The 12,182-nt window shown below is 68.4% G+C and carries 11 protein-coding genes; 9 read left to right on the forward strand and 2 right to left on the reverse strand.

What is annotated here, in order from left to right:
- The first annotated feature begins 51 nt into the window (after window positions 1-51).
- Together ABE434_RS12135 and ABE434_RS12140 are read left to right on the forward strand one after the other, a co-directional pair.
- Complete coding sequence (locus ABE434_RS12135) at window positions 52-2,028, forward strand: UvrD-helicase domain-containing protein (protein ID WP_176990295.1); 1,977 nt, start codon at window positions 52-54, stop codon at window positions 2,026-2,028.
- A gap of 73 nt (window positions 2,029-2,101) precedes the next feature.
- Entirely contained in the window at window positions 2,102-2,635 is a 534-nt protein-coding gene (locus ABE434_RS12140; protein WP_346479003.1) for a GNAT family N-acetyltransferase, read from the forward strand.
- A gap of 55 nt (window positions 2,636-2,690) precedes the next feature.
- Here ABE434_RS12140 and ABE434_RS12145 read toward each other — a convergent pair whose 3' ends face one another.
- On the reverse strand, window positions 2,691-3,368 hold the full coding sequence (locus tag ABE434_RS12145) for a DUF480 domain-containing protein (protein WP_346479004.1): 678 nt from the start codon (window positions 3,366-3,368) through the stop codon (window positions 2,691-2,693).
- 111 nt (window positions 3,369-3,479) lie between these two features.
- Here ABE434_RS12145 and ABE434_RS12150 point away from each other — a divergent pair, with 111 nt between their 5' ends.
- The 4 genes from ABE434_RS12150 to plsB all read left to right on the forward strand — a co-directional run bounded on the left by ABE434_RS12150 (window position 3,480) and on the right by plsB (window position 8,958).
- Entirely contained in the window at window positions 3,480-4,403 is a 924-nt protein-coding gene (locus ABE434_RS12150; protein ID WP_346479005.1) for a 5'-nucleotidase, lipoprotein e(P4) family, read from the forward strand.
- Window positions 4,400-5,125, forward strand: a complete 726-nt coding sequence (gene pyrF, locus ABE434_RS12155; RefSeq protein WP_346479006.1) for an orotidine-5'-phosphate decarboxylase — start codon at window positions 4,400-4,402, stop codon at window positions 5,123-5,125. The genes ABE434_RS12150 and pyrF overlap by 4 nt, the downstream gene beginning before the upstream one ends.
- Before the next feature lie 150 nt (window positions 5,126-5,275).
- Window positions 5,276-6,244: a hypothetical protein gene (locus ABE434_RS12160; protein ID WP_346479007.1), complete on the forward strand. Its 969-nt coding sequence runs from the start codon at window positions 5,276-5,278 to the stop codon at window positions 6,242-6,244.
- Entirely contained in the window at window positions 6,244-8,958 is a 2,715-nt protein-coding gene (gene plsB, locus ABE434_RS12165) for a glycerol-3-phosphate 1-O-acyltransferase PlsB (protein ID WP_346479008.1), read from the forward strand. The genes ABE434_RS12160 and plsB overlap by 1 nt, the downstream gene beginning before the upstream one ends.
- A 105-nt stretch (window positions 8,959-9,063) precedes the next feature.
- Here plsB and ABE434_RS12170 read toward each other — a convergent pair whose 3' ends face one another.
- Window positions 9,064-9,267 (reverse strand): DUF465 domain-containing protein, encoded by a 204-nt coding sequence (locus ABE434_RS12170; protein WP_176990288.1) that lies wholly within the window; start codon window positions 9,265-9,267, stop codon window positions 9,064-9,066.
- A 97-nt stretch (window positions 9,268-9,364) separates the two neighbouring features.
- Between ABE434_RS12170 and ttcA the strand changes: the two genes are divergently transcribed.
- The 3 genes from ttcA to ABE434_RS12185 are packed head-to-tail and all read left to right on the forward strand — an operon-like array spanning window position 9,365 to window position 12,075.
- The gene (gene ttcA / locus ABE434_RS12175) at window positions 9,365-10,273 is read left to right on the forward strand and encodes a tRNA 2-thiocytidine(32) synthetase TtcA (protein WP_346479009.1); all 909 of its coding nucleotides are present in this window, start codon (window positions 9,365-9,367) and stop codon (window positions 10,271-10,273) included.
- 50 nt (window positions 10,274-10,323) lie between these two features.
- Window positions 10,324-11,229 (forward strand): recombination-associated protein RdgC, encoded by a 906-nt coding sequence (locus ABE434_RS12180; RefSeq protein WP_019184123.1) that lies wholly within the window; start codon window positions 10,324-10,326, stop codon window positions 11,227-11,229.
- A 57-nt stretch (window positions 11,230-11,286) separates the two neighbouring features.
- A complete protein-coding gene (locus ABE434_RS12185) occupies window positions 11,287-12,075 on the forward strand; it encodes a SprT family zinc-dependent metalloprotease (RefSeq protein ID WP_346479010.1) in 789 nt (262 codons plus the stop codon).
- Window positions 12,076-12,182: the final 107 nt, after the last annotated feature.

The raw sequence follows: 12,182 nt of genomic DNA on the forward strand, positions 1-12,182 counted from the left end.
ACCACGCTCCGGCCGGGCGGCCCGCTACAATGCCCCTCCCCTGGAGATGGCATGCACGGTCTCAATCCTCCCCAACACGCGGCAGTGATGCACTGCGAAGGTCCTCTGCTGGTGCTTGCGGGCGCGGGCAGCGGCAAGACGCGCGTGATCGTGGAGAAGATCGGCCAGCTGATCGCCAGCAAGCGCTACCCGGCGCGGCGGATCGCGGCGATCACCTTCACCAACAAGTCGGCCAAGGAAATGCGCGAGCGCGTGGCCAAGCGCCTGCGCGGTGACGACGCCGATGAAGTGACGATCTGTACCTTCCACGCGCTGGGCCTGAAGTTCCTGCAGATCGAGCACGCCGCGGTGGGGCTCAAGCGCGGGTTCTCGATCTTTGATGCCGACGATTCGACCGCGCAGGTCAAGGACCTGATGTACGGGGCCAAGCCGGACGACATCGAGGACGTGAAGAACCTGATCTCACGGGCCAAGAATGCCGGCCTCTCGCCCGAGCAGGCGATGGCGGCCGCGCGCAGCACGCGCGAGAAGGAAGCGGCCAGCGTCTACGAGCGCTACCAGCTGCGCCTGACCGCGTTCAACGCGGTCGATTTCGATGACCTGATCCGGCTGCCGGTGCAGGTGCTGGAAGAGAATCCCGAGATCGCCATCGCCTGGCGCGAACGCATCGGTTATCTGCTGGTCGACGAATGCCAGGACACCAACGATGCGCAGTACCGGCTGCTCAAGCAGCTGGCCGGCAGCAAGGGCAACTTCACCTGCGTGGGCGATGACGATCAGTCGATCTACGCCTGGCGCGGTGCGAATCCCGAAAACCTGCAGCAGATGGCGCGCGATTATCCCGCGCTGGAAATCATCAAGCTGGAGCAGAACTACCGCTGCTCCAACCGCGTGCTGCGCGCGGCCAATGCGTTGATCGCCAACAACCCGCACGAACACCTGAAGAAGCTGTGGAGCGACCAGGCCGACGGCGAGCGCATCCGCGTGTGGGAGTGCCGCAACAGCGAGCACGAGGCCGAAAAAGTAGCGGCGGAAATCTCCTTCCTGGCCACCTCCAAGAAGATTCCGTGGAGTGATTTCTGCATTCTGTTCCGCGGCAATTTCCAGTCGCGGCCGCTGGAAAAAGCGCTGCAGCTGGTGCGCGCGCCGTACCACATCACCGGCGGTACCGCGTTCCTGGAACGGCAGGAAGTCAAGGACACGCTGTCCTGGCTGCGCCTGCTGGTGAACCCGGACGACGATACGGCCTTCATGCGCGCGGTGCAGTCGCCCAAGCGCGAAGTGGGCGCCGGGACGCTGGCCAAGCTGGCCGAGCTGGCGTCGGAAAAAGACCTGCCGATGGCGCATGCCGCCGAAGCGATCGGCGCACTCTCGCAGCTGCCACCGCGTGCGGCCAACGGCCTGAGCCGCTTCACCGACATCCTGCGCGACCTGCGCGCGGAGATGCCCAAGCTCAGCTCCGGCGACCTGGTGCGCAAGCTGGTGAAGGACTCCGGGCTGGTCTCGGACCTGCGCAGCGCGTGCAAGGAAGAGTCCGTCTACCAGCGTCGCCTCGGCAACCTGGAAGAACTGGCGCAATGGTTCGAAGGCGGCCCGCGGGGTGCATCGACGGCGGATCTGGCCGCGCAGCTGGCGTTGCTGTCGCGCAACGACAAGGACGACGGCGGCAACCAGGTGCGCATGATGACCATGCACGCCTCCAAGGGCCTGGAATTCCCGTACGTGTTCATCATCGGTTGCGAGGACGGCGTGCTGCCGCACCAGGTCAGCCTGGACGAAGGCAACCTGCAGGAAGAGCGGCGCCTGCTGTACGTGGGCATCACCCGCGCCAAGGTGCAGCTGTGGATGAGCTACAGCAAGCTCACCCGCAAGTTCGGCGAGCACGTGCGGCTCAAGCCCAGCCGGTTCTTCGATGAGATTCCGGCCGAGGAAATGCAGCGCGATGGTGCCGATCCGGTCGCCGATGCCGCGCGCAAAAAAGAGCGCGCGAGCGCCGGGTTGGCGGCGATCCAGGCCCTGTTCGACTGAGCGTCGCCAGGTAGAGCCACCCCATGGGTGGCTCTACGGCACAATCAGGCTATCTTCCTCAGCCGGTACCCGCATGTCCGCCGTGATCCAGACCGACCGCCTGCACCTGCGCCTGATCGACCCCGACCATGACGCGGCCGACATGCTGGCCCTGCTCAACGAGCCCGGCTTCATCCGCAACATCGCCGACCGCGGCGTGCGTACCCTGGCGCAGGCGCGTGACTACACCGCCGAGCGCGTGCTGGGCAGCTATACCCTCAACGGCTTCGGCATGTACGCGATCATCCGCCGCGAAGACGGCGCCTGGCTGGGCAACGCCGGCCTGGTCCGTCGCGACGGACTGCCGGCACCGGATATCGGCTATGCGCTGCTGTCGCAGTACGAGGGCCACGGCTACGCGTTCGAAGCCGCGCGCGGGGTGATGCACTACGCGCGCGACGTGCTGGGCTACACCGACCTGTACGGCATCGTTTCGCCGGACAACGTGCGGTCGGCCGCGCTGCTGCGCAAGCTCGGCATGGAGGATCGCGGCGACCTGCTGCTGCCGCCGCCGCATGGCGGCGATGTGGTGCTGCTGTTCGCCACCCCGGGCGCGCCCGCCGTCTGATCCGGTAGAGCCACGCCATCCGACCAGGTAGAGCCACGCCATGCGTGGCTGCACTTCACCCCCCCAACTGCGCGCGCAACTCCGCCAGCTGCTCCTGCAGCTCGGCCACGGTGGCTTCCAGCTGCTGCACGCGCGACTCCAGCGCCGGATGGGCGGCACCGCCACCGCCACCGCCAGCGCCCGACGGCGCCGACCTGTACTGCTCCGCCAGGGCCTGCACGTCCACCGGGCCCGCCAGCAGGTGCATGTAGCGGTCTTCGCGCTGGCCGCTGGCGCGCGGCAGCTGGACCGCCATATCGCGCTGGATCATGCGCTCCAGGTGATGACGCAGTTCGTCCACGTCCTGGAAACGGACCAGGCGCTCGCTGCGGGTCAGCAGCTCATTGAGGGTCTGCGGGCCGCGCAGCAGCAACAGGCCCAGGATGGCCAGCTGCTGGCGGGTCAGGTCCAGCGCGGCACCGGCGCGATGCTCGTAGCGCTCGGCGCGCGAGGAATACTGCTGGCGCGCCAGGCCCAGCGTCTCCAACTGACGCAGCGCGTGGTGCACATCGCCGGCCGACAGGGCCATCACCGGCTCGCGGGCGGTCTTCTGGTTGGCGGCCACCTGCGCAGCGTTGACCGTCAGCGGGTAGGCGTCCGGGGTGGTCGCCTCCTTCTCGATCAGGCAGCCCAACGCGCGGGCCTGGGCCGCGCTGAGCACGGGCAGGGCAGGGGTCTGGGTGTCGTCGGTCATAGGGCGCTCCGCGGTGTTTCAGGGGCGTGCAGCATAGCCGAGCCCCGCCGGCCACATGAATGCCGCGGGACAAGCCGGTAAACTGGCGCGAATCTGTTGCCGGTGAATGCCATGCGTCGTAGTGCTGTTTCCCTGTCCGTGCTTGCCTGTGCCGTACTGGCACTGAGTGCCTGCAAGCGCACTGAAACCCCGGCCGATGCCGCCCCGCCGGCAGCCGCTGCCGCGGCGAGCGCCCCGGCTGCCACCGGCGATGCCGCCGTGGCCGCCAATGACAACCTCAATGCGGTGCTGTGGATGCAGCGCGCGCAGGAATACCGCGCGATCACCGAGCAGACCTACCGCGCCGCCGCCGATCACCTGGACAAGGCCCTCAAGGAACCGAACTGGGACGCGCTGGTGCCGGAAGAACGCGGCAACGCCGCCAAGGGCCTGAAGCCGGCCGTGGTGCTGGACGTGGATGAAACCGTGCTGGACAACTCGCCGTACCAGGCGCGCCTGGTGCGCGATGGCAAGGAATACGACGAGCTGAGCTGGGACCAGTGGGTCGCCGAGAAGAAGGCCAAGGCGATTCCGGGCGTGGTCGATTTCGCCAAGGCCGCCAACGCCAAGGGCGTCACCCTGCTGTACATCTCCAACCGCGCCGTGCACCTCAAGGACGCCACGCTTGCCAACCTGCGCGAGCAGGGCCTGCCGGTGGCCGACGACAGCGTGTTCCTCGGCCTGGGCACCGTGGTCGACGGCTGCGAGCAGGCCGGCAGCGAGAAGAACTGCCGCCGCCGCCTGGCCGGCCAGCAGTACCGCGTGCTGATGCAGTTCGGTGACCAGCTGGGTGACTTCGTGGAAGTCACCGCCAACACCAACGATGGCCGTGACGCGCTGCTGCAGGAGTACCACGACTGGTTCGGCGAGCGCTGGTGGATGCTGCCCAACCCGACCTACGGCGGCTTCGAGCCGGCCCAGTTCAACAACGATTACAGCCAGTCGCGCCAGGCCCGCCACGACGCCAAGCGCGCTGCGCTGGACTACGCACCGTGAGCCGCGCGCCGCTGCCGCTGCGTGACGAGGAACGCCTGATCTTCGCGCTGGACGTGCCCGGCCGCGACGACGCGCTGGCCTGGGTTGATCGCCTCGGCGATGCCGTGTCGTTCTACAAGATCGGCATGGAACTGCTGGCCTCCGGCGAGTACTTCGACGTGCTCGACGCACTCGCCGCGCGCGACAAGCGCGTGTTCGTCGATCTGAAGTTCTTCGACATCCCGGCCACCGCCGCGGCGGTGATCAAGCGCCTGTCGCAGTGGCCGGTGAGCTACGCCACCATCCATGGCTGGCACCCGGCGATGATGGAAGCCTGCGCGGCCGCCAACGGCAGCGACATGCGCCTGCTGGCGGTGACCGTGCTGACCTCGATGGGGCGCAGCGACCTGGCCCGGATGGGCATCGACCGCGAACCGGTCGAGGTGGTGGTCGAGCGCGCGCTGGCTGCCCAGGCGGCCGGCATCGATGGCGTGATCGCCTCCGGCCAGGAGGCCGGGCCGATCCGCGCCGCCACGGGTGCCGGCTTCTCGATCGTGTGCCCGGGCATCCGCTCCGGCGGCCCGGTCGGCGATGACCAGAAGCGCACCGTCGGCGTGGCCCAGGCCTTTGCCGACGGCGCCGATGCGATCGTGGTCGGGCGCCCGATCCGGCTGGCCAGCGACCCGCAGGCCGCCGCGCGCGCCATCCAGGCCGAGATCGCCCAGGCCCTGGCCGCGCGCTGAGGCGACGACGGGGCGGAGCTGCCCCGTCACAACCGGTTTTTCTGTACATTCAACGGCTTGCGCATATGGCGCGAGGTCGGCGGGGTTGCCGGCTTGCCGCTGTCACTGAACAGGCCGCAAGATGCGGACCGGTCCGGGGAGTCCGAATTCATGTCCATGTCGTTGAAGCCGTGGCAGTACCGAGGGCAGGCGTTGGCGCTGGCCCTGTGCGGGGTGGTGCTGCTCAGTGCCTGCAAGGACAAGCGGATCGATCCGGACGCACCGGCGTCCGAGCCGGTCGCTGCCCTGCAGCAGCTGGCGCAGCGGGTCGCCGACAATGATCTGGTCGGCTACGCCAAGGCGGCGGTGCCACCGGCCCAGTACGCGCGCCTGCAGGGCGCCTGGAACCAGGGCCACAGCCGCTGGCCGTTGACCGAGCTGCCGCTGGATGGGCAGCTGCTGCCGATGCTGGCGGCGCTGTCGCGGCCGGATGCGCCACAGCGGCTGCAGCGCTCGTTCGATACCCAGATCGCCGGCCAGGCCTCCCAGGTCCGCCAGGCGGCCCACTCGATGGGGTTGTTCGGCGAGCAGTACCTGCGCAACCAGAGCGAGTACAGCGACAGCGAGCGCGCCCACTACACCCAGGTGGTGAACGCGCTCAGCCGCTGGGCCGCCGCGGCGCCACTGACGGACAAGCAGCGGGCGAAGACCACCATCACCCTGCTCACCGCCACCGCGCGCACCGCCGGGCTGTCCACCGATGCCGAGCTGCAGGCGGCAGGCATGGAAGAGAGCCTGCGTCGGCTGGGCCCCTTCATCAAAGCCTTCAAGACTGCACTGGCCAGCTACGGGCTGTCGCTGGACGGCGCGTTGACCGAGCTGCGCGGCGAACTGACCTCCGAACTGGGCGACGACGCGGTGGTGCGCATCCAGTACACGCTGGCCGGTGAGCAGATCGAAGCGCAGGTGCGGATGACCCGCCGCGAGGGCCACTGGTATGTGACCCGTACGCTGGAAGACACCGATGCGCTGCTGCAGGCCGCCGACGCCGCGCAAGCTGAACATGACGCCCGGCAGGCGGCCGAAGCAGAGGCCGCCGCGACGGTCAAGGACGGTGCTTCTGCACCGGCTAAGCCATAATGAAGCCGATGCCGAACCAGAATCCCCTGCCTTTCCCCGGCGAAGAGCCGCCCAAGACGCCGGACGCCACGTCCTCGTCGCCCGCTACCGTGCCGTCCGACGGTGCCGCTGCCCCGGTCCCGCCGGTCGCTGGCGCGCCGGTGGATGCCGTTGCGGTCGATGCGGAGCCGTCCACCGTCGTGCCGTCCGCGATCGTGCCCGGCACGCGTCCGCCCAGTGGCCGCCCGCCGTGGTGGGCGCGCCTGCTCGGCCGCCTGGTCGAGCCGTGGCTGTCGCTGAAGATCGAGCCCGAACACCCTGGCCAGTACAACGACGGCCGCCCGGTGGTCTACGTGCTGGAGGACTACGGTCTGTCCAACGCGCTGATTCTGGACAAGGCCTGCCGCGAAGCCGGCCTGCCCTCGCCGCTGGTGCCGATCGCGGGTGACCCGACCGGGCGCAAGCGCGCCTACCTGGCGCTGTCGCGCCGGAGCAGCAGCAACTCGCTGATCCCCGAGCAGCGCGGCGCCAAGACCCACTCGGACTCGCTGGCCAAGGTCCTGCAGGCGCACCGCGCCCGTGGTGAGCTGGACGTGCATCTGGTGCCGGTATCGATCTTCGTCGGCCGCGCGCCGGACAAGCAGAGCGGCTGGTTCGCGGTGCTGTTCTCGGAAAACTGGGCCCTGGTGGGTCGTTTCCGTCGCCTGCTGGCGGTGCTGCTCAACGGCCGCAGCACGATCGTGCGCTTCGCCCCGCCGATCTCGCTGCGCACCACGGTCGATGAGGGGCTGGACCCCGAGCGCACCGTGCGCAAGCTGCAGCGCGTGCTGCGCACCCACTTCCGCCGCATCCGCGAGTCGGTGATCGGTCCTGACCTGTCGACCCGCCGCCTGCTGGTGGACAAGGTGCTGGACGCGGACACCGTGCGCGAAGCGATCGCCTCCCAGGCCAAGCGCGACAACTCCAAGCCGGCCGATGCCTGGAAGAAAGCCCACGCCTACGCGTGGGAAATCGCCGCGGATTACTCCAGTCCGGTGGTGCGCTCGGCCAGCTTCATGCTCAGCCATGTCTGGAACCGCATCTACGCTGGCGTGCTGGTCCATCACCTGGACAAGTTCAAGGCGGCCGCGCCCGGGCACGAAGTGGTCTACGTGCCCAGCCACCGCAGCCACATGGATTACCTGCTGCTGTCCTACCTGCTGTACGACCGCGGCATCGTGCCGCCGCACATCGTGGCCGGCATCAATCTCAACCTGCCGGTGGTCGGCACGCTGCTGCGCAAGGGCGGTGCGTTCTTCATCCGCCGCTCGATCCGCGGCAACGCGCTGTACTCGGCGGTGCTCAGCGAATACGTGGCGCAGCTGGTCGCCGGCGGCTACTCGATCGAGTACTTCGTCGAAGGCGGCCGCTCGCGCACCGGGCGCCTGCTGCAGCCCAAGGGCGGCATGATCTCGATGACGCTGCGCGCGTTCCTGCGCCAGCCGCGCAAGCCGGTCCTGTTCCAGCCGGTCTACATCGGCTATGAAAAGCTGATGGAAGGCGGCAGCTACCTGGACGAACTGTCCGGCCGGCCGAAGGAAAAGGAATCGATCTGGTCGCTGCTGTGGTCGATCCCGAAAGTGCTCAAGCAGAACTACGGCCAGGTGGTCGTGAACTTCGGCGAGCCGATCGCGCTCAACGACGTGCTCGCCCAGCGTGCGCCGGACTGGAATGGCCAGCCGGTGGGCGAAGACGAGAAGCCTTCATGGTTGTCCGGCACGGTGGATCACCTGGCCGAACGCATCCAGGTGCACATCAACGGCGCGGCCGACGTCAATCCGATCAACCTGCTCGCGCTGGCGCTGCTGTCCACGCCCAAGCATGCGATGGGCGAGGCGGACCTGATCGCGCAGATCGAGCTGTGCAAGACCCTGCTGGTCGAGATGCCCTACTCGGACCGGGTGACGGTGACCCCGCACTCGCCGGAGCGGATCATCGCGCACGCCGAGGAGATCAACGTCCTCACCCGCATCAAGCACCCGCTGGGCGATGTGCTCAGCGTCAGCGGCGACACCGCGGTGTTGCTGAGCTACTTCCGCAACAACGTCATCCACCTGTTCACGGCCTCGTCGTGGGTGGCCTGCTGCTTCCAGAACAACCGCCGCATGAGCCGCACCGGGCTGGTCCAGCTGGGCCGCACCGTGTACCCGTTCCTGCAGGCCGAGCTGTTCCTGCCGTGGACGGAAGACGAGTTCGCCCAGCGCATCGAGCAGACCATCAACGTGTTCGTGCGCGAAGGGCTGCTGCAGAACATCAACGATGACGACGGTGGCATCCTGGCGCGCAACACCGGGCAGACCGACGAAGTCTTCCGCCTGCGTGCGATCGGCCATTCGCTGCAGCAGGCGTTCGAGCGCTATTACATCGCGATCTCGGTGCTGGTGAAGAACGGCCCGGGTACGCTGGGTGCGGCCGAGCTGGAAAGCCTCTGCCAGCAGGCGGCGCAGCGCCTGAGCCTGCTCTACGCGCCGGCCGCGCCGGAGTTCTTCGACCGCACGCTGTTCCGCGGCTTCATCCAGAAGCTGCGCGAACTGCGCCTGGTGTGGCCGGATGAGAACAGCAAGCTGCTGTTCGACGCGCGCCTGGACGCGTGGGCCAAGGATGCGAAATTCATCCTCGGCCGCGAACTGCGCCACACCATCGAGCGGGTCAGCCCGGAAGCAGCGAAGCCAGAGGAACCGGTAGCCCAGGATTGACGACGGCACGTCGTCAATCCGGGCGTATCCGGATCTCACCACGTCCGCCAGCAATCCGTAGGTACCGACCGTTGGTCGGTACCCGCGCGCCAGCGCGGCACAAGGCTACGCCGGCTCGTCCGGAATCAGCATGTCTTCCAGCTTGGCGATGCAGTCCTTCAACTGCAGCTTGCGCCGCTTCAGCCGCTTGGCTTCGAGCTCGTCGTCGCCGTTGGCGGCCATGCGCAGGATCTGGTCATCGAGCGCACGGTGCTCCTGCCGGAGCGTGGCAAGTCGGGCACTGATATCGCTGGGGGTCATGGTTTCCACAGGCTCCGAGCATACACATCCCGGATGACCGCCGGGAGTGAACGCAGTCACCTCACGGACTCCGTGGCGGCGGGTGCGAGCCGGTAGAATGAACCCCATGAGCGCTGTCATCCGCCTGCCCGATCCCGTCCCGCGCGCCCGCGATCCGCGCGCGCCCGGCGGCGTGCAGGACCGGTTGGCGCGGCAGCTGCGCCGCCAGGTGGGCCAGGCGATCGCCGACTTCGGCATGATCGAGGCCGGCGACAAAGTCATGGTGTGCCTGTCCGGTGGCAAGGACAGCTACACCCTGCTCGACATCCTCCTGCAGCTGCAGAAAAAAGCGCCGGTGCCGTTCGAGCTGGTGGCGGTGAACCTGGACCAGAAGCAGCCCGGCTTTCCCGAGCAGGTGCTGCCGACCTACCTGGCCTCGATCGGCGTGCCGTTCCAGATCATCGAGCAGGACACCTATTCGGTGGTCAGCCGGGTGATCCCGGAAGGCCGCACGATGTGTTCGCTGTGCTCGCGCCTGCGCCGGGGTGCGCTGTACCGGCATGCGGCCGAACACGGCTTCACCAGGATCGCGCTGGGCCACCACCGCGACGACAGCGTGGCCACGTTCTTCCTCAATCTGTTCCACCACGCCAAGCTCTCGGCGATGCCGCCCAAGCTGCGCAGCGACGACGGCCAGCACATCGTGATCCGCCCGCTGGCCTACGTGAGCGAAGCGGACATCAGCGCCTACGCCCAGGCACGCGCGTTCCCGATCATTCCCTGCACGCTGTGCGGCAGCCAGGACACCCTGCAGCGCCGCCAGGTCGAGCAGATGCTGCAGCAGTGGGAGCGCGACCAGCCCGGCCGCATCGACCAGATCGCACGCGCGCTGGGCAACATCCATCCCTCGCAGCTGGCCGATCCGGCGCTGTTCGATTTCATGGCACTGGGGCGCGCCGCGGCGGCCCCGCTGCCCGACCCGCCGGCCTGGGCCGGCACTGCCCACGACCCCGGCGACGCCCCCGGCCCGGCCTGAGCCACGCCGGCGCGCCCGCCCTCCCTTTCACGCTCTTACTCTGGACGTCCATGTTCTTTCGCAATCTGACGCTGTTCCGCTTCCCGACCGCCACCGATTTCTCCGACGTAGACACCCTGCTGCCGCAGGTGCTGCTCAAGCCGGTCGGTCCGCTTGAAATGAATTCCCGTGGCTTCATCTCGCCGTTCGGCCGTGAAGAAAAGGCCGTGTTCTCGCACCGCGTCGGCGATGCGCTGTGGCTCACCGTCGGCGGTGAGGACAAGATCCTGCCGGGCGCGGTGGTCAACGACCTGCTCGCGCGCAAGCTCGAGGAAATCGAAGAGAAGGAAGGCCGCAAGCCCGGCGGCCGCGAGCGCAAGCGCATGAAGGACGACCTGCTGCACGAACTGATGCCGCGTGCCTTCGTGAAGAGCTCGCGTACCGACGCGCTGATCGACCTGACCCACGGCTACGTCGCGGTGGACTGCTCGAGCAGCAAGAAGGGCGAGAACATGATGTCCGACATCCGTGGCCTGCTCGGCAGCTTCCCGGCGATGCCGTTGAATGCCGAAGTGGCGCCGCGCTCGATCCTCACCGGCTGGATCGCCGGGGAACCCCTGCCGACCGGGCTGAGCCTGGGCGAAGAGTGCGAGATGAAGGACCCGGCCGAGGGCGGTGCGGTGGTCAAGTGCCAGCACCAGGAACTGCGCTGCGACGAGATCGACAAGCACCTGGATGCCGGCAAGCAGGTGACCAAGCTGGCGCTGGTGTTCGAGGACAACCTGTCCTTCGTGCTCGGCGACGACCTGATCGTGCGCAAGCTGAAGTTCCTGGATGGCGCGCTGGACCAGCTCGAGCATGCCGACGATGACGGCCGCCGCGCCGAACTGGACGCCCGTTTCGCCCTGCAGAGCGGCGAAGTGCGTCGCCTGTTCCTGCTGCTGGAAGAGGCCTTCAAGCTCAGCAAGGCGGACTGACCGGATCCGATCAGTCCCCAGTCATGCGCCGGTCACGGCCGGCGCTATGCTGTACCCATGTCCGGATTCCTCCGCCGCCTGATTTCGCCGGCTGTCAGCACGCTGCAGCGCGATACGGTACGGCTGCGCCTGGAGGATGCCGAGATCGATGTGCTGCGCGTACGCGATCCGCGCGCGCGCCGGATCAAGCTCAGCGTCGATGAGCGCGGCGTGCGCCTGACCCTGCCACCGCGCGCCAGCCTGGTGATGGGCGAGCGCTTCCTGGAGCAGCACCGTGGCTGGTTGTCCGAACAGCTGCGCAGCTACCAGGCGACCAACCTGCCGCCGCCGCTGGTGATCGGCGAGGCGGGCGTGCTGCCGCTGCGCGGTGAGCTGCTGCCGCTGCGCTGGGAAACCAGCCGTTATGCGCATATGGCGATCGACGCCGACGGCGCCTGCCTGCACTGGCCCAGCCGGGGCACCGACGCCACGCTGCGCCGTGCCCTGCGCGAGTTCTACGAAGCACAGACCCGTGCCGATGTCGGCCAGTGGCTGCCGCGCTACCTGCCGGGGCTGCCGCGCGCACCGGCGCGGCTGCGGCTCAAGGTGATGTCCTCGCAATGGGGCTCGCTGGCCCCGGACGGCAGCATGGCACTGGATCTGGCCCTGGTGCTGGGGCGGCCGTCGGCGTTCGAGTACGTGCTGGTGCACGAGCTCTGCCACCTGATCCAGGCCAACCACTCGCCGGCCTTCTGGGCCGAGGTGGAGAAGCGTTTCCCGGCGTGGCACGCCGAGCGGGATTACTTCCAGCTCGAAGGGCGGCGGCTGAAGGCGATGCTGCGGCAGATGCTGACCCCGGCGGGGTAACGCCGGCTGCTGCCACGCCCGCCACCGGTAGTGGCGGGCGGGGGGCGGCGCCCCCCACGACCCCCCCCCCCGCCCGTGGCCGCCCCCGGCCGGCCCCCCCCAGGCCC

The organism is Stenotrophomonas sp. TWI1183 (genome assembly GCF_039673115.1).
Taxonomy (GTDB): domain Bacteria; phylum Pseudomonadota; class Gammaproteobacteria; order Xanthomonadales; family Xanthomonadaceae; genus Stenotrophomonas; species Stenotrophomonas maltophilia_AA.

Bases quoted from the DNA above. Each gene is read 5' to 3' on its own strand.
- ABE434_RS12135 (WP_176990295.1), top strand. From the start codon at position 52: ATGCACGGTCTCAATCCTCCCCAACACGCGGCAGTGATGCACTGCGAA.
- ABE434_RS12140 (WP_346479003.1), top strand. From the start codon at position 2,102: ATGTCCGCCGTGATCCAGACCGACCGCCTGCACCTGCGCCTGATCGAC.
- ABE434_RS12145 (WP_346479004.1), bottom strand. From the start codon at position 3,368: ATGACCGACGACACCCAGACCCCTGCCCTGCCCGTGCTCAGCGCGGCC.
- ABE434_RS12150 (WP_346479005.1), top strand. From the start codon at position 3,480: ATGCGTCGTAGTGCTGTTTCCCTGTCCGTGCTTGCCTGTGCCGTACTG.
- ABE434_RS12160 (WP_346479007.1), top strand. From the start codon at position 5,276: ATGTCCATGTCGTTGAAGCCGTGGCAGTACCGAGGGCAGGCGTTGGCG.
- plsB (WP_346479008.1), top strand. From the start codon at position 6,244: ATGAAGCCGATGCCGAACCAGAATCCCCTGCCTTTCCCCGGCGAAGAG.
- ttcA (WP_346479009.1), top strand. From the start codon at position 9,365: ATGAGCGCTGTCATCCGCCTGCCCGATCCCGTCCCGCGCGCCCGCGAT.
- ABE434_RS12180 (WP_019184123.1), top strand. From the start codon at position 10,324: ATGTTCTTTCGCAATCTGACGCTGTTCCGCTTCCCGACCGCCACCGAT.
- ABE434_RS12185 (WP_346479010.1), top strand. From the start codon at position 11,287: ATGTCCGGATTCCTCCGCCGCCTGATTTCGCCGGCTGTCAGCACGCTG.